The organism is Pseudomonas grandcourensis (assembly GCF_039909015.1).
GTDB lineage: Bacteria > Pseudomonadota > Gammaproteobacteria > Pseudomonadales > Pseudomonadaceae > Aquipseudomonas > Aquipseudomonas grandcourensis.
This window is the reverse complement of sequence record NZ_CP150919.1, coordinates 6,117,051-6,133,290: the sequence shown is the minus strand read 5'-3', so window position 1 is coordinate 6,133,290 and position 16,240 is coordinate 6,117,051. Positions and strand designations below refer to the sequence as shown.

General features: G+C 55.8%; 12 protein-coding genes. All 12 read left to right on the top strand.

Features of this window, described 5'->3' with window-relative positions:
* The first annotated feature begins 145 nt into the window (after positions 1 to 145).
* Positions 146 to 4,219, top strand: coding sequence for a DNA-directed RNA polymerase subunit beta (gene rpoB, locus AABM52_RS27605; RefSeq protein ID WP_150726865.1), 4,074 nt, complete (start codon positions 146 to 148; stop codon positions 4,217 to 4,219).
* A 64-nt stretch (positions 4,220 to 4,283) separates the two neighbouring features.
* Positions 4,284 to 8,483 (top strand): DNA-directed RNA polymerase subunit beta', encoded by a 4,200-nt coding sequence (gene rpoC / locus AABM52_RS27600; protein ID WP_347909400.1) that lies wholly within the window; start codon positions 4,284 to 4,286, stop codon positions 8,481 to 8,483.
* Positions 8,484 to 8,699: 216 nt separating this feature from the next.
* Entirely contained in the window at positions 8,700 to 9,071 is a 372-nt protein-coding gene (rpsL, locus tag AABM52_RS27595) for a 30S ribosomal protein S12 (RefSeq protein WP_003186084.1), read from the top strand.
* A 108-nt stretch (positions 9,072 to 9,179) separates the two neighbouring features.
* Positions 9,180 to 9,653: a 30S ribosomal protein S7 gene (rpsG, locus tag AABM52_RS27590; RefSeq protein ID WP_007994653.1), complete on the top strand. Its 474-nt coding sequence runs from the start codon at positions 9,180 to 9,182 to the stop codon at positions 9,651 to 9,653.
* A gap of 30 nt (positions 9,654 to 9,683) precedes the next feature.
* A complete protein-coding gene (gene fusA / locus AABM52_RS27585) occupies positions 9,684 to 11,789 on the top strand; it encodes an elongation factor G (protein ID WP_007994652.1) in 2,106 nt (701 codons plus the stop codon).
* 30 nt (positions 11,790 to 11,819) lie between these two features.
* Positions 11,820 to 13,013 carry an elongation factor Tu gene (gene tuf / locus AABM52_RS27580; RefSeq protein WP_347909399.1) on the top strand — a complete coding sequence of 398 codons (1,194 nt, stop codon included), beginning with the start codon at positions 11,820 to 11,822 and terminating at the stop codon, positions 13,011 to 13,013.
* 157 nt (positions 13,014 to 13,170) lie between these two features.
* Entirely contained in the window at positions 13,171 to 13,482 is a 312-nt protein-coding gene (gene rpsJ, locus AABM52_RS27575; RefSeq protein ID WP_003186070.1) for a 30S ribosomal protein S10, read from the top strand.
* A gap of 80 nt (positions 13,483 to 13,562) precedes the next feature.
* Positions 13,563 to 14,198, top strand: a complete 636-nt coding sequence (gene rplC / locus AABM52_RS27570) for a 50S ribosomal protein L3 (RefSeq protein ID WP_003186059.1) — start codon at positions 13,563 to 13,565, stop codon at positions 14,196 to 14,198.
* A 12-nt stretch (positions 14,199 to 14,210) separates the two neighbouring features.
* Positions 14,211 to 14,813, top strand: a complete 603-nt coding sequence (rplD, locus tag AABM52_RS27565; protein ID WP_003228735.1) for a 50S ribosomal protein L4 — start codon at positions 14,211 to 14,213, stop codon at positions 14,811 to 14,813.
* A complete protein-coding gene (rplW, locus tag AABM52_RS27560; protein ID WP_002555488.1) occupies positions 14,810 to 15,109 on the top strand; it encodes a 50S ribosomal protein L23 in 300 nt (99 codons plus the stop codon). Before rplD ends, rplW begins: the two co-directional genes overlap by 4 nt.
* A gap of 14 nt (positions 15,110 to 15,123) precedes the next feature.
* On the top strand, positions 15,124 to 15,948 hold the full coding sequence (gene rplB / locus AABM52_RS27555; protein WP_003176423.1) for a 50S ribosomal protein L2: 825 nt from the start codon (positions 15,124 to 15,126) through the stop codon (positions 15,946 to 15,948).
* A 16-nt stretch (positions 15,949 to 15,964) separates the two neighbouring features.
* A complete protein-coding gene (rpsS, locus tag AABM52_RS27550; RefSeq protein WP_002555486.1) occupies positions 15,965 to 16,240 on the top strand; it encodes a 30S ribosomal protein S19 in 276 nt (91 codons plus the stop codon).

Genomic DNA, 16,240 nt, shown 5'->3' with positions numbered 1-16,240 from the left:
CCGTTATTGCCAGCCGACTGGGTCGGTGTCGATAGCGAGCTGTAACCACCCGATGCGGTGGCGCAAACCATGGGGTTTGCACGATTTTCTGGCTGCTCCCGTCGGGAGGGGCCAAACAAGCAGGTGACCAAGCTGGGGAACGCTGATGGCTTACTCATATACTGAGAAAAAACGTATCCGCAAGGACTTTAGCAAGTTGCCGGACGTCATGGATGTGCCGTACCTCCTGGCCATCCAGCTGGATTCGTATCGTGAATTCTTGCAAGCGGGAGCGACTAAAGATCAGTTCCGCGACGTGGGCCTGCATGCGGCCTTCAAATCCGTTTTCCCGATCATCAGCTACTCCGGCAATGCTGCGCTGGAGTACGTCGGTTATCGCCTGGGCGAACCGGCATTTGATGTCAAAGAATGCGTATTGCGCGGTGTAACTTACGCCGTACCTTTGCGGGTAAAAGTGCGCCTGATCATTTTCGACAAAGAGTCGTCGAACAAAGCGATCAAGGACATCAAAGAGCAAGAAGTCTACATGGGTGAAATTCCCCTGATGACTGAAAACGGTACCTTCGTAATCAACGGTACCGAGCGTGTAATCGTTTCCCAGCTGCACCGTTCCCCGGGCGTGTTCTTCGACCACGACCGTGGCAAGACGCACAGCTCCGGTAAACTGCTGTACTCCGCGCGCATCATTCCTTACCGCGGTTCGTGGCTGGACTTCGAGTTCGACCCGAAAGACTGCGTATTCGTGCGTATCGACCGTCGTCGCAAGCTGCCTGCCTCGGTACTGCTGCGCGCGCTGGGCTATACCACTGAAGAAGTGCTGGACGCGTTCTATACCACCAACGTATTCCACGTGAAGGGCGAGACCCTGAGCCTGGAGCTGGTGCCTCAGCGCCTGCGCGGTGAAATCGCTGTCCTCGATATTCTGGATGATAAAGGCAAGGTTATTGTCGAGCAGGGTCGTCGTATCACCGCTCGCCACATCAACCAGCTGGAAAAAGCCGGGATCAAAGAGCTGGATGTGCCTCTGGACTACGTCCTGGGTCGCACAACCGCCAAGGTCATCGTGCATCCGGCAACCGGCGAAATCCTGGCAGAGTGCAACACCGAGCTGAACACTGAGATCCTGGCCAAAATCGCCAAGGCTCAGGTTGTTCGCATCGAAACTCTGTACACCAACGATATCGACTGCGGTCCGTTCGTCTCCGACACCCTGAAGATCGACTCCACCAGCAACCAATTGGAAGCGCTGGTCGAGATCTATCGCATGATGCGTCCTGGCGAGCCGCCAACCAAGGACGCTGCCGAGACCCTGTTCAACAACCTGTTCTTCAGCCCTGAGCGCTATGACCTGTCTGCGGTCGGCCGGATGAAGTTCAACCGTCGTATCGGTCGTACCGAGATCGAAGGTTCGGGCGTGCTGTGCAAGGAAGACATCGTCGCGGTACTGAAGACCCTGGTCGACATCCGTAACGGTAAAGGCATCGTCGATGACATCGACCACCTGGGTAACCGTCGTGTTCGCTGCGTAGGCGAAATGGCCGAGAACCAGTTCCGCGTTGGCCTGGTACGTGTTGAGCGTGCGGTCAAAGAGCGTCTGTCGATGGCTGAAAGCGAAGGCCTGATGCCGCAAGACCTGATCAACGCCAAGCCAGTGGCTGCGGCGGTGAAAGAGTTCTTCGGTTCCAGCCAGCTGTCCCAGTTCATGGACCAGAACAACCCGCTGTCCGAGATCACCCACAAGCGTCGTGTGTCTGCACTCGGCCCTGGCGGTTTGACTCGTGAGCGTGCCGGCTTTGAAGTTCGTGACGTACACCCGACGCACTACGGTCGTGTTTGCCCGATCGAAACGCCGGAAGGTCCGAACATCGGTCTGATCAACTCCCTGGCTGCCTATGCGCGCACCAACCAGTACGGCTTCCTCGAGAGCCCGTACCGTGTGGTGAAAGACGCCCTGGTTACCGATGAGATCGTGTTCCTGTCCGCCATCGAAGAAGCTGATCACGTGATCGCTCAGGCTTCGGCCACGATGAACGACAAGAAAATGCTGATCGACGAGCTGGTAGCTGTTCGTCACTTGAACGAGTTCACCGTCAAGGCGCCGGAAGACGTCACCTTGATGGACGTATCGCCGAAGCAGGTAGTTTCGGTTGCCGCGTCGCTGATCCCGTTCCTCGAGCACGATGACGCCAACCGTGCGTTGATGGGTTCGAACATGCAGCGTCAAGCTGTACCAACCCTGCGCGCTGACAAGCCGCTGGTCGGTACCGGCATGGAGCGTAACGTAGCCCGTGACTCCGGCGTTTGCGTCGTGGCTCGTCGTGGCGGCGTGATCGACTCCGTTGATGCCAGCCGTATCGTGGTTCGTGTTGCTGATGACGAAGTTGAAACCGGTGAAGCTGGTGTCGACATCTACAACCTGACCAAATACACCCGCTCCAACCAGAACACCTGCATCAACCAGCGTCCGCTGGTGCGTAAAGGTGATCGGGTTCAGCGCAGCGACATCATGGCCGATGGTCCGTCCACCGACATGGGTGAGCTGGCACTGGGTCAGAACATGCGTATCGCGTTCATGGCCTGGAACGGTTACAACTTCGAAGACTCCATCTGCTTGTCGGAACGAGTTGTTCAAGAAGATCGCTTCACCACGATCCACATTCAGGAGCTGACCTGTGTGGCGCGTGACACCAAGCTTGGCCCAGAGGAAATCACTGCAGACATCCCGAACGTGGGTGAAGCTGCACTGAACAAACTGGACGAGGCCGGTATCGTTTACGTAGGTGCTGAAGTTGGCGCTGGCGACATTCTGGTAGGTAAGGTCACTCCGAAAGGCGAGACTCAACTGACTCCGGAAGAGAAGCTGTTGCGTGCCATCTTCGGTGAAAAAGCCAGCGACGTTAAAGACACCTCCCTGCGCGTGCCTACCGGCACCAAGGGTACCGTCATCGACGTACAGGTCTTCACCCGTGACGGCGTTGAGCGTGATGCTCGTGCCCTGTCGATCGAGAAGTCCCAGCTGGACGAGATCCGCAAGGACCTGAACGAAGAGTTCCGCATCGTTGAAGGTGCTACTTTCGAACGTCTGCGTTCCGCTCTGGTCGGCCACAAAGCCGAAGGCGGCGCCGGTCTGAAGAAAGGCCAGGACATCACCGACGAAGTTCTCGACGGTCTTGAGCACGGCCAGTGGTTCAAACTGCGCATGGCTGAAGATGCTCTGAACGAGCAGCTCGAGAAGGCTCAGGCCTACATCGTTGATCGTCGCCGTCTGCTGGACGACAAGTTCGAAGACAAGAAGCGCAAACTGCAGCAGGGCGATGACCTGGCTCCAGGCGTGCTGAAAATCGTCAAGGTCTACCTGGCAATCCGTCGTCGCATCCAGCCGGGCGACAAGATGGCCGGTCGTCACGGTAACAAAGGTGTGGTCTCCGTGATCATGCCGGTTGAAGACATGCCGCACGATGCCAATGGCACCCCGGTCGACGTCGTCCTCAACCCGCTGGGCGTACCTTCGCGTATGAACGTCGGTCAGATCCTTGAAACCCACCTGGGCCTCGCGGCCAAGGGTCTGGGCGAGAAGATCAACCGCATGATTGAAGAGCAGCGCAAGGTTGCCGAGCTGCGCAAGTTCCTGCACGAGATCTATAACGAGATCGGCGGTCGTCAGGAAAGCCTCGATGACTTCTCGGACCAGGAAATCCTGGATCTGGCTCAAAACCTGCGTGGCGGCGTTCCAATGGCCACTCCAGTGTTCGACGGTGCCAAGGAAAGCGAAATCAAGGCCATGCTGAAACTGGCGGACCTGCCAGAAAGCGGCCAGATGCAGCTGACTGATGGCCGTACCGGCAACAAGTTCGAGCGCCCGGTTACCGTTGGCTATATGTACATGCTGAAGCTGAACCACTTGGTAGACGACAAGATGCACGCTCGTTCTACCGGTTCGTACAGCCTGGTTACCCAGCAGCCGCTGGGTGGTAAGGCGCAGTTCGGTGGTCAGCGTTTCGGGGAGATGGAGGTCTGGGCACTGGAAGCATACGGTGCCGCTTACACTCTGCAAGAAATGCTCACAGTGAAGTCGGACGATGTGAACGGCCGTACCAAGATGTACAAGAACATCGTGGATGGCGATCACCGTATGGAGCCGGGCATGCCCGAGTCCTTCAACGTGTTGATCAAGGAAATTCGTTCCCTCGGCATCGATATCGATCTGGAAACCGAATAACACGTGACGCGAATCGAGAGCGGGGCAGGATTGCCCGCTCTCTGCTCCGCCAGGAGGAAAGGCCTTGAAAGACCTACTGAATTTGCTGAAAAACCAGGGTCAAGTCGAAGAGTTCGACGCCATCCGTATCGGATTGGCATCGCCTGAGATGATCCGTTCGTGGTCGTTCGGTGAAGTTAAAAAGCCGGAAACCATCAACTACCGTACGTTCAAACCTGAGCGTGACGGCCTGTTCTGCGCCAAGATCTTTGGCCCGGTAAAGGATTACGAGTGCCTGTGCGGTAAGTACAAGCGCTTGAAGCACCGTGGTGTGATCTGCGAGAAGTGCGGCGTTGAAGTCGCGCTGGCAAAAGTTCGTCGTGAGCGCATGGCGCACATCGAACTGGCCTCGCCAGTTGCCCACATCTGGTTCCTGAAATCGCTGCCGTCCCGTATCGGCTTGCTGATGGACATGACCCTGCGTGATATCGAGCGCGTACTCTACTTCGAGAGCTACGTCGTTATCGATCCAGGCATGACCACCCTTGAAAAAGGTCAGCTGCTCAACGACGAGCAGTACTTCGAAGCGCTGGAAGAGTTCGGCGACGATTTCGATGCCCGCATGGGTGCCGAAGCTGTCCGCGAACTGCTGCACGCTATCGACCTGGAACACGAGATTGGCCGCCTGCGTGAAGAGATTCCGCAAACCAACTCCGAAACCAAGATCAAGAAGCTGTCCAAGCGTCTGAAGTTGATGGAAGCCTTCCAGGGTTCCGGCAACCTGCCAGAGTGGATGGTGCTGACCGTTCTGCCGGTTCTGCCGCCAGATCTGCGTCCACTGGTTCCGCTCGATGGCGGTCGCTTCGCGACTTCCGACCTCAACGATCTGTATCGTCGAGTGATCAACCGTAACAACCGTTTGAAGCGCCTGCTGGATCTGTCCGCTCCGGACATCATCGTGCGCAACGAAAAGCGTATGTTGCAGGAAGCTGTCGACGCACTGCTCGACAACGGTCGTCGTGGCCGCGCTATCACAGGTTCCAACAAGCGTCCTCTGAAATCCCTGGCTGACATGATCAAGGGTAAGCAGGGTCGTTTCCGTCAGAACTTGCTCGGTAAGCGTGTTGACTACTCCGGCCGTTCGGTAATTACCGTAGGTCCGACCCTGCGTCTGCACCAGTGCGGTCTGCCGAAGAAAATGGCTCTCGAGCTGTTCAAGCCGTTCATTTTCGGCAAGCTTGAAATGCGTGGTCTTGCTACCACCATCAAGGCTGCCAAGAAGATGGTCGAGCGCGAGCTGCCGGAAGTCTGGGACGTTCTCGCTGAAGTGATTCGCGAACACCCGGTTCTTCTCAACCGTGCACCGACCCTTCACCGTCTGGGTATCCAGGCGTTTGAACCGGTACTGATCGAAGGTAAGGCTATCCAGCTGCACCCTCTGGTCTGCGCCGCGTACAACGCCGACTTCGACGGCGACCAAATGGCCGTGCACGTACCGCTGACGCTGGAAGCCCAGCTCGAAGCGCGTGCGTTGATGATGTCGACCAACAACATTCTGTCGCCAGCCAACGGTGAGCCAATCATCGTTCCGTCGCAGGACGTTGTATTGGGTCTGTACTACATGACTCGTGAAGCGATCAACGCCAAGGGCGAAGGTCGAGTGTTCGCGGATCTGCAGGAAGTTGACCGTGTGTTCCGTGCCGGCGAAGCCGCACTGCACGCCAAGGTTAAAGTCCGGATCAACGAAACCGTCAACGACCGTGATGGCGGCAGCGTGAGCAACACCCGTATCGTCGACACCACTGTCGGCCGTGCTCTGTTGTTCCAGGTTGTGCCAAAAGGTCTGTCGTACGACGTCGTCAACCTGCCGATGAAGAAAAAGGCGATCTCCAAGCTGATCAACCAGTGCTATCGCGTGGTTGGTTTGAAAGAGACTGTGATCTTCGCTGACCAGTTGATGTACACCGGTTTTGCTTATTCGACCATTTCCGGCGTTTCCATCGGTGTTAACGACTTCGTTATCCCGGATGAAAAAGCCCGCATCATCAATGCTGCTACTGATGAAGTGAAAGAGATCGAAAGCCAGTACGCCTCCGGCCTGGTAACCCAGGGCGAGAAGTACAACAAAGTAATCGACCTTTGGTCCAAGGCGAACGACGAAGTTTCCAAGGCGATGATGGCCAACCTCTCGAAAGAGAAAGTCATCGACCGTCACGGCAACGAAGTTGACCAAGAGTCCTTCAACTCGATGTACATGATGGCTGACTCGGGTGCGCGGGGTTCCGCAGCACAGATTCGTCAGCTGGCCGGTATGCGTGGCCTGATGGCCAAGCCGGACGGTTCCATCATTGAAACGCCGATTACTGCGAACTTCCGTGAAGGTTTGAGCGTACTTCAGTACTTCATCTCCACTCACGGTGCTCGTAAGGGTCTTGCGGATACCGCGTTGAAAACGGCTAACTCCGGTTACCTGACTCGTCGTCTGGTAGACGTTGCACAAGATCTGGTTGTAACCGAGATCGATTGCGGCACCGAACACGGTCTGCTGATGACTCCGCACATTGAAGGCGGTGACGTTGTAGAGCCGCTGGGTGAGCGCGTATTGGGTCGTGTTATCGCCCGTGACGTATTCAAGCCAGGTACCGAGGACGTCATCGTTCCTGCCGGCACCCTGGTAGACGAGAAGTGGGTCGAGTTCATCGAGCTCAACAGCATCGACGAAGTGATCGTGCGTTCGCCGATCAGCTGCGAAACCCGCTTCGGCATTTGCGCCAAGTGCTACGGTCGCGATCTGGCCCGTGGTCACCAGGTGAACATCGGTGAAGCGGTCGGCGTTATCGCTGCCCAGTCCATCGGTGAACCGGGTACCCAGCTGACGATGCGTACGTTCCACATCGGTGGTGCGGCAAGCCGGACCTCCGCAGCCGACAGCGTTCAGGTGAAGAATGGCGGTACCGTCCGTCTGCATAACCTGAAGCACGTTGAGCGAGTGGATGGTTGCCTGGTTGCCGTGTCCCGTTCCGGTGAGCTGGCCATCGCTGATGACTTCGGTCGTGAGCGTGAGCGTTACAAGCTGCCGTACGGTGCTGTGATTTCGGTTAAAGAAGGTGACAAGGTCGAAGCTGGCGCTATCGTGGCCAAGTGGGACCCGCACACTCACCCGATCGTTACCGAAATGAAAGGTACCGTGACCTACGTGGGCATGGAAGAAGGCATCACGATCAAGCGTCAGACTGACGAATTGACCGGTATGACCAACATTGAAGTACTCGACGCCAAAGATCGTCCAGCTGCTGGTAAGGACATCCGTCCTGCCGTGAAGATGGTCGACGACAACGGCAAGGATCTGTTGCTGCCAGGCACTGACGTTATCGCTCAGTACTTCCTGCCAGCCAACGCCCTGGTCGGTGTAGCGGATGGTGCGAAGATCGCGATCGGTGATGTTATCGCTCGTATCCCGCAAGAGACTTCGAAAACTCGCGACATCACCGGTGGTCTGCCGCGTGTTGCCGACTTGTTCGAAGCCCGTCGTCCGAAAGAAGCGTCGATTCTGGCTGAAGTCAGCGGCACCATCGCGTTCGGTAAAGAGACCAAAGGCAAGCGCCGTCTGGTTATCACCCCGAACGACGGTACCGATCCGTACGAAGAGCTGATTCCGAAGTGGCGTCACCTGAACGTGTTCGAAGGCGAACAGGTAAACCGCGGCGAAGTTATCTCCGACGGCCCGAGCGATCCACACGACATCCTGCGTCTGCTGGGTGTGAGTGCGCTGGCCAAGTACATCGTCAACGAGATCCAGGACGTTTACCGTCTGCAAGGCGTGAAGATCAACGACAAGCACATTGAGACCATCCTGCGTCAGATGCTGCGTAAAGTTGAGATCGCTGAATCCGGCGATTCCAGTTTCATCAAGGGCGACCAGATGGAATTGACTCACGTACTGGTAGAGAACGAGCGTCTGAGCGGAGAAGACAAGTTCGTCTCCAAGTTCACTCGCGTTCTGCTGGGTATCACCAAGGCGTCGTTGTCCACCGAATCGTTCATCTCGGCGGCTTCCTTCCAGGAAACCACTCGCGTACTGACCGAAGCGGCGGTAACCGGCAAGCGCGATTACCTGCGCGGCCTGAAAGAAAACGTGGTCGTGGGTCGTCTGATCCCGGCTGGTACCGGCCTGGCTTATCACAGCGAGCGTAAGCGCCGCCGTGAGGCAGACAAGCCGTTGCGCGTAAGCGCCAGTGAAGTGGAAGCTGCGCTGACCGAAGCGCTGAACTCGAGCGGTAACTGAGTTCTGCGGTAAATGAGTGTGAGGCCCTGGTCACTCCGTTCATCGAATCGAGACAATTTGTCGAGATTGGATGAGCGGGGAGGGCGGGGCCTTGCCTTGACTGGGGACAAGATCCTCTTTAGACTCTTGTACCCCTAAATTTGGCGGGAACTCGTTCCTGCCATTTTGCTTTTCTTGCAAGACAATAGCGTCGCAAGACAACAGTGGAGCTAGTAGATGGCAACTATCAACCAGCTGGTACGTCAGCCGCGTAAGCGTATCGTCGAGAAATCCGACGTGCCTGCGCTGCAGAACTGCCCGCAACGCCGTGGCGTGTGCACCCGTGTGTACACCACCACGCCGAAAAAACCTAACTCGGCACTGCGTAAAGTATGCCGTGTGCGTCTGACCAACGGTTTCGAGGTTTCCTCGTACATCGGCGGTGAAGGCCACAACCTGCAAGAGCACAGCGTGGTACTGATCCGCGGCGGTCGTGTAAAAGACTTGCCAGGTGTTCGTTACCACACCGTTCGCGGTTCGTTGGATACTTCCGGTGTTAAAGGTCGTAACCAGGGTCGTTCGAAGTACGGTACCAAGCGTCCGAAGTAATCGGCCGTTTTGCAGTTTTTAATTTTATTGAGTCGATAAGAGTAAGGTCGGGCACGCATCCATAGGAGCTGTCCCGGGCTAACCTGAAGACCGTTTGAGGGCTTATCAATGCCAAGACGTCGCGTAGCAGCCAAGCGTGAGATTCTGGACGATCCGAAATACGGAAGCCAAATCCTCGCCAAATTCATGAACCACGTAATGGAAAGCGGCAAGAAAGCCGTTGCCGAGCGTATCGTTTATGGTGCCCTGGATACCGTGAAGGCTCGTAAGGCCGGCACCGATCCCCTGGAACTCTTCGAAAAAGCACTCGACGCCATCGCTCCGCTGGTCGAAGTGAAGTCGCGCCGCGTTGGTGGTGCTACTTACCAGGTTCCGGTCGAAGTTCGTCCTTCCCGTCGTAACGCTCTGGCAATGCGCTGGTTGGTAGACTACGCCCGCAAGCGCGGCGAGAAGTCTATGGCTCTGCGTTTGGCTGGCGAACTGTTGGACGCTGCCGAAGGTAAAGGTGCTGCAGTTAAGAAGCGTGAAGACGTTCACCGTATGGCTGAAGCCAACAAGGCTTTCTCGCACTACCGCTTCTAATTTTAGCGTCACTAATTTTGCGAGGGCTTTATGGCTCGTACAACACCGATTAATCGCTACCGTAACATTGGTATCGTTGCTCACGTGGATGCTGGTAAAACCACCACCACTGAGCGCGTCCTTTTTTACACTGGCAAAAGTCACAAAATGGGCGAGGTGCATGACGGCGCCGCGACCACAGACTGGATGGTGCAGGAGCAGGAGCGTGGTATTACCATTACTTCTGCTGCCATTACCGCCTTCTGGCAGGGTTCTGCGAAGCAGCACAAGGACCAGTACCGTTTCAACGTCATCGATACCCCGGGCCACGTAGACTTCACTATTGAAGTTGAGCGTTCCCTGCGCGTACTCGACGGCGCGGTCGTTGTGTTCTGCGGTACCTCCGGCGTTGAGCCTCAGTCCGAAACCGTATGGCGTCAAGCCAACAAGTACGGTGTTCCACGTATCGTTTACGTGAACAAGATGGACCGTGCCGGTGCGAACTTTCTGCGCGTGATCGCTCAGATCAAGCAGCGTCTGGGTCACACTCCGGTGCCTATCCAGTTGGCTATCGGTTCCGAAGACAACTTCCAGGGTCAGATCGATCTGATGACCATGGAAGCTGTTTACTGGAACGATGCCGACAAGGGTATGACTCCTCGTCGTGAAGCTATCCCTGCTGAACTGCAGGAACTGGCTGAAGAGTGGCGCAACAACATGGTTGAGGCTGCGGCCGAAGCCAGCGAAGAACTGATGAACAAGTACCTTGAAGGTGAAGAGCTCACCATCGAGGAAATCAAGGGTGCTCTGCGTCAGCGTACTATCGCTGGTGAGATCGTTCTGGCTGTTTGCGGTTCTTCCTTCAAGAACAAGGGTGTTCCCCTGGTTCTCGACGCCGTTATCGACTACCTGCCGGCTCCAACCGACATTCCTGCCATCAAGGGTACTGACCCGGATGACGAGGAAAAGCAAATGGAGCGTCATGCAGACGACAACGAGCCGTTCTCGGCTCTGGCGTTCAAGATCGCTACCGACCCATTCGTGGGTACCTTGACTTTCGTCCGTGTTTACTCGGGCGTGTTGGCCTCCGGCGACGGCGTGATCAATTCGGTCAAAGGCAAGAAAGAGCGCGTGGGCCGTATGGTGCAAATGCACGCAAACGCCCGTGAAGAGATCAAGGAAGTGCGCGCTGGTGACATCGCGGCCCTGATCGGCATGAAGGACGTCACCACTGGTGAAACCTTGTGCAACGCTGACAAGCCAATCATCCTGGTTCGCATGGACTTCCCGGAGCCGGTTATTTCGGTTGCCGTTGAGCCTAAGACCAAGGATGACCAGGAAAAAATGGGTATCGCTCTGGGCAAACTTGCTCAGGAAGACCCGTCTTTCCGCGTCAAGACTGATGAAGAGACTGGTCAAACGATCATCTCTGGCATGGGCGAGTTGCACCTGGACATCCTGGTTGACCGGATGCGCCGTGAGTTCAACGTCGAAGCCAACATCGGTAAGCCTCAGGTTTCGTATCGTGAGCGCATCACGAAGAATTGCGAAATCGAAGGCAAGTTCGTTCGTCAGTCCGGCGGTCGTGGCCAGTTCGGCCATTGCTGGATCCGTTTTGCTCCTGCTGACGAAGGTCAGGAAGGTCTGCAATTCGTGAACGAAGTAGTGGGTGGTGTGGTTCCTAAGGAATACATCCCGGCTATCCAGAAGGGTATCGAAGAGCAGATGAAGAACGGCGTAGTTGCCGGCTATCCGCTGATCGGCCTGAAGGCTACCGTGTTTGATGGTTCTTACCACGACGTCGACTCGAACGAGATGGCGTTTAAGGTGGCTGCTTCCATGGCGACCAAGCAACTGGCCCAGAAGGGCGGTGGTGAGTTGCTCGAGCCGATCATGGCGGTAGAGGTTGTTACGCCTGAAGACTATATGGGTGACGTGATGGGCGACCTTAACCGTCGTCGCGGCATGATTCTGGGTATGGAAGACACGGTCTCCGGTAAGGTGATCCGTGCTGAAGTTCCGTTGGGCGAGATGTTCGGTTATGCGACCGACGTTCGTTCGATGTCCCAGGGTCGCGCAAGCTACTCTATGGAATTCAAAAAATACAATACAGCTCCGTCGCACATCGTCGAAACTGTAACCAAAAAACAAGGCTGATTCAGTCCTTTAGGCAAGGAGTTAATTGTCGTGGCTAAAGAAAAATTTGATCGTTCCCTACCGCACGTCAACGTTGGCACCATCGGTCACGTTGACCACGGTAAAACCACTCTGACCGCAGCTCTGACTCGCGTTTGCTCCGAAGTTTTCGGTTCCGCAATCGTTGATTTCGATAAAATCGACAGCGCTCCAGAAGAAAAAGCTCGTGGTATCACCATTAACACCGCTCACGTTGAGTACAACTCGGCCATTCGTCACTACGCTCACGTTGACTGCCCAGGTCACGCTGACTACGTGAAGAACATGATCACCGGTGCTGCCCAGATGGACGGCGCGATCCTGGTTTGCTCGGCCGCTGATGGTCCGATGCCGCAAACCCGTGAACACATCCTGCTGTCCCGTCAGGTAGGCGTTCCGTACATCGTGGTTTTCCTGAACAAGGCTGACCTGGTAGACGACGCTGAGCTGCTGGAACTGGTCGAGATGGAAGTTCGCGACCTGCTGTCCACCTACGACTTCCCGGGCGATGACACTCCAATCATCATCGGTTCGGCTCGTATGGCGCTGGAAGGCAAAGACGACAACGAAATGGGTACTACCGCTGTTAAGAAGCTGGTAGAGACTCTGGACAGCTACATCCCAGAACCAGTTCGTATGATCGACAAGCCATTCCTGATGCCAATCGAAGACGTATTCTCGATCTCGGGTCGTGGTACTGTTGTGACTGGTCGTATCGAGCGCGGTATCGTTCGCGTTCAAGATTCGCTGGAAATCGTTGGTCTGCGTGACACCACCACCACCACCTGCACCGGTGTTGAAATGTTCCGCAAGCTGCTCGACGAAGGTCGTGCTGGCGAGAACTGCGGCGTTCTGCTGCGTGGTACCAAGCGTGACGACGTTGAGCGTGGTCAGGTTCTGGTTAAGCCGGGTTCGGTTAAGCCGCACACCAAGTTCACCGCAGAAGTTTACGTTCTGAGCAAGGAAGAAGGCGGTCGTCACACTCCGTTCTTCAAAGGCTACCGTCCACAGTTCTACTTCCGTACTACTGACGTGACTGGTAACTGCCAGCTGCCAGAAGGCGTTGAAATGGTAATGCCAGGTGATAACATCCAGATGGAAGTTACCCTGATCAAGACCATCGCAATGGAAGACGGCCTGCGTTTCGCTATCCGTGAAGGCGGTCGTACCGTCGGCGCTGGCGTCGTAGCCAAAATCATCGAGTAAGCATCTCTTTTGAGATAGCTTCGATGCTTTGAAAAGCCCCCGCTCAGCGGGGGCTTTTTTATTGGGTTGACACCCATCTGGGGCGTCTATAGAATTGCGCCTCCTTTTAACGGGCGTATTGCGCTCGGTGGGAATAGCAGCCGGAGTCTGAAATCCAATGCAAAATCAGCAAATCCGTATCAGGTTGAAGGCTTTCGACCATCGCCTGATCGACCAATCAACCCAGGAAATCGTGGAAACCGCGAAACGTACTGGTGCTCAAGTGCGTGGTCCAATTCCACTGCCTACCCGTAAAGAGCGGTTCACCGTTCTGGTCTCCCCGCACGTCAACAAAGACGCGCGTGACCAGTACGAGATCCGTACTCATAAGCGCGTTCTGGACATCGTCCAGCCAACGGATAAAACCGTTGATGCTCTTATGAAGCTTGATCTTGCGGCCGGCGTGGAAGTGCAGATCAGCCTCGGCTAAGACTCGGTCTTAGTCGTGTAACGCTCTGAAATGGGCGGCCATAGCGGGTGAAAGCCCCGTACACTCATGAGGTTTACAACATGACTATTGGTGTAGTCGGTCGTAAATGCGGTATGACCCGTATTTTCACCGAAGAAGGTGTCTCCATTCCGGTCACGGTCATTGAGATCGAGCCGAATCGCGTCACCCAGTTCAAAACTGAAGAGACCGATGGCTATCGTGCAGTGCAAGTCACTGTCGGCGAGCGTCGTGCTTCGCGTGTAACAGCAGCTCAGGCTGGCCACTTCGCTAAAGCGAACGTTGCCGCTGGTCGTACCGTAATGGAATTCCGCCTTGAAGAAGGCGAGTACCAGGCCGGCGATCTGATCAACGCTGAAATCTTCGCCGCTGGTCAACTGGTTGATGTAACCGGTCAGTCCAAGGGTAAAGGCTTCCAGGGTACGATCAAGCGTTGGAATTTCCGCGGGCAAGATAACACCCACGGTAACTCCGTATCCCACCGCGTTCCAGGCTCTATCGGCCAGTGCCAGACTCCTGGTCGTGTATTCAAGGGCAAAAAAATGTCCGGTCATATGGGCGCTGAGCGCGTGACCGTGCAGTCCCTCGAAGTAGTGCGCGTGGACGCTGAACGCAATCTGTTGTTGGTCAAGGGCGCTGTTCCTGGCGCTACTGGCGGCAACTTGGTTGTACGTCCAGCAGCCAAGGCTCGCGGTTAAGGGGAAGCTGACATGCAATTAAATGTAAATGACGCTCAAGCGATCGAAGTTTCCGAACTGACATTTGGCGGCGAGTTCAACGAGACGCTGGTTCACCAAGCAGTCGTAGCCTACATGGCTGGCGGTCGTCAGGGTTCCAAGCAGCAAAAGACCCGTTCCGACGTTCGTGGTGGCGGTAAGCGCCCATGGCGTCAGAAAGGTACTGGCCGTGCTCGTGCCGGTACTATCCGTAGCCCAATCTGGCGTGGCGGCGGTACCACTTTCGCAGCTCGTCCTCAGGATCACTCCCAGAAGCTGAACAAGAAGATGTACCGCGCAGCAATGCGTTCCATCCTTGCTGAGCTGGTGCGTACTGATCGTCTGGTCGTGGTTCAGGATTTCGCCGTTGAAACGCCGAAAACCAAAGACCTGCTGGGCAAACTGAACAACATGAGCCTGACCGACGTTCTGATCGTGTCCGACGCTGTTGATCAGAACCTGTACCTGGCTGCTCGTAACCTGCCACACGTAGATGTACGTGACGTGCAAGGTTCCGATCCAGTTAGTCTGATCGCATACGACAAGGTGTTGATCACCGTGTCGGCCGTGAAGAAATTCGAGGAGCTGCTGGGATGAACCAGGAACGCGTATTTAAAGTTCTGCTTGGCCCGCACGTTTCCGAGAAGGCTACGGTTCTGGCAGACAAGAAAGGCCAGTTCGTTTTCAAGGTTGCTACTGACGCAACCAAGCTGGAAATCAAGAAGGCCGTCGAAAGCCTGTTCAGCGTGAAAGTAGAGCGTGTTACTACCCTGAATGTTCTGGGTAAGAGCAAGCGCACTGCTCGCGGACTGGGCAAGCGTAATGACTGGAAGAAGGCAGTTATCTCCCTTCAGCCAGGCCAAGATCTCGATTTCAGCAGCAGTGCTGAGTAAGGAAGGGGTGCATCATGGCAATCGTTAAATGCAAACCGACTTCCCCTGGCCGCCGTTTTGTGGTCAAGGTGGTCAACCAGGAGCTGCATAAAGGCGCTCCTCACGCACCGCTGCTCGAGAAGAAATCGAAGACTGGTGGTCGTAACAACAATGGTCGTATTACCACTCGTCACATCGGTGGTGGCCATAAGCAGCATTATCGTCTGGTCGACTTCCGTCGCAACGACAAAGATGGCATCTCTGCCACTGTCGAGCGTATCGAATACGATCCAAACCGTACTGCTCACATCGCTCTGCTGCTGTACGCAGATGGCGAGCGTCGCTACATCATCGCCCCTAAAGGCGTGAGCGCTGGCGACCAGCTGATCGCAGGTGCCCTGGCACCGATCAAGCCGGGCAACGCTCTGCAACTGCGCAACATTCCAGTTGGTAGCACCGTACACGGCATCGAATTGAAGCCAGGTAAAGGCGCTCAGATCGCTCGTTCCGCTGGTGCTTCGGCTCAGCTGATCGCTCGTGAAGGCGTGTACGTTACCCTGCGTCTGCGTTCCGGTGAAATGCGTAAAGTCCTGGCTGAATGCCGTGCGACCCTGGGCGAAGTCTCGAACTCCGAGCACAGCCTGCGTTCGCTGGGTAAAGCTGGTGCCAAACGCTGGCGTGGCGTTCGCCCAACCGTTCGTGGTGTTGCCATGAACCCGGTTGACCACCCACATGGTGGTGGTGAAGGTCGTACCTCTGGTGGTCGTCATCCGGTATCGCCATGGGGCTTCCCGACTAAGGGCGCGAAGACTCGTGGTAATAAGCGTACCGACAAAATGATCGTCCGTCGTCGCAAGTAAATAGAGGGATACGACAGTGCCACGTTCTCTGAAAAAAGGTCCTTTTATCGATCTTCACCTACTGAAGAAGATCGAAGTGGCGGCGGAAAAGAACGATCGCAAGCCGGTGAAAACCTGGTCGCGTCGTTCGATGATCCTGCCACAAATGGTCGGTCTGACCATCGCAGTACACAACGGTCGTCAGCACGTCCCAGTTCTCGTGAACGAAGACATGGTCGGCCACAAACTGGGCGAGTTTGCCGGTACCCGCACTTATCGCGGGCACGTGGCAGACAAGAAAGCCAAGCGTTAA

Coding starts and splice junctions, on each gene's coding strand:
- rplB (WP_003176423.1), top strand. CDS start 15,124: ATGGCAATCGTTAAATGCAAACCGACTTCCCCTGGCCGCCGTTTTGTG.
- rpoB (WP_150726865.1), top strand. CDS start 146: ATGGCTTACTCATATACTGAGAAAAAACGTATCCGCAAGGACTTTAGC.
- rplC (WP_003186059.1), top strand. CDS start 13,563: ATGACTATTGGTGTAGTCGGTCGTAAATGCGGTATGACCCGTATTTTC.
- rpsL (WP_003186084.1), top strand. CDS start 8,700: ATGGCAACTATCAACCAGCTGGTACGTCAGCCGCGTAAGCGTATCGTC.
- rpsJ (WP_003186070.1), top strand. CDS start 13,171: ATGCAAAATCAGCAAATCCGTATCAGGTTGAAGGCTTTCGACCATCGC.
- fusA (WP_007994652.1), top strand. CDS start 9,684: ATGGCTCGTACAACACCGATTAATCGCTACCGTAACATTGGTATCGTT.
- rplW (WP_002555488.1), top strand. CDS start 14,810: ATGAACCAGGAACGCGTATTTAAAGTTCTGCTTGGCCCGCACGTTTCC.
- rplD (WP_003228735.1), top strand. CDS start 14,211: ATGCAATTAAATGTAAATGACGCTCAAGCGATCGAAGTTTCCGAACTG.
- rpsG (WP_007994653.1), top strand. CDS start 9,180: ATGCCAAGACGTCGCGTAGCAGCCAAGCGTGAGATTCTGGACGATCCG.